General features: G+C 66.2%; 1 protein-coding gene. It reads left to right on the top strand.

The window, feature by feature from the left end:
• A partial coding sequence (locus EN925_RS38590; protein WP_245487483.1) for a DHHA1 domain-containing protein occupies positions 1–651 on the top strand: 651 nt, incomplete at both ends.

The following is a 651-nucleotide window of genomic DNA, read 5'->3' as shown; positions in this document are numbered from 1 at the left end:
AGAACGGCCCGGTGACCACGCGCCTGATGTCGGTCGACGATGCCATCGCCGAGGGCGCCATGGCGCTGTTTGGCGAAAAGTACGGCGACGAAGTGCGCGTCGTGTCGATGGGCACCGGCCTGCACGGCGCCAAGGCGAACCGGCCCTATTCGGTCGAGCTCTGCGGTGGCACCCATGTCCGGGCGACCGGCGATATCGGCCTCGTGCGTGTCGTATCGGACAGCGCGGTCGCCGCCGGCGTGCGCCGCATCGAGGCATTGACGGGCGAAGCCGCGCGCAAACATCTCGACGAGCAGGACAGGCGTTTGAAGGCGACGGCAGCCGTGTTGAAGATTTCGCCGGCCGATGTACCGGCGCGCGTCGAGACGCTGCTCGAAGAGCGCAAGAAGCTCGAAAAGGAACTGACCGAAGCGCGCAAGAAGCTGGCATTGGGCGGCGGATCGTCTGCCGATGCTCCAGCCGCCAATGAGACGGTGGCCGGTGTCGGCTTTCTCGGCAAGACGGTCTCAGGTGTCTCACCGAAGGACCTGAAGCCGCTGGCCGATGCCGGCAAGACGTCGCTCGGCTCCGGCGTCGTCGTCTTCGTCGGCTCCGGTGAGGACAACAAGGCCAGCGGCTTCAGGTCCTTCGGTGAGACACCTGAGACCGTCT

Source organism: Mesorhizobium sp. M7A.F.Ca.US.006.04.2.1, from assembly GCF_004022915.1.
Taxonomy (GTDB): domain Bacteria; phylum Pseudomonadota; class Alphaproteobacteria; order Rhizobiales; family Rhizobiaceae; genus Mesorhizobium; species Mesorhizobium ciceri.
Note: the sequence above shows the minus strand (reverse complement) of the source record. Positions and strands in the feature narration are given on the sequence as shown.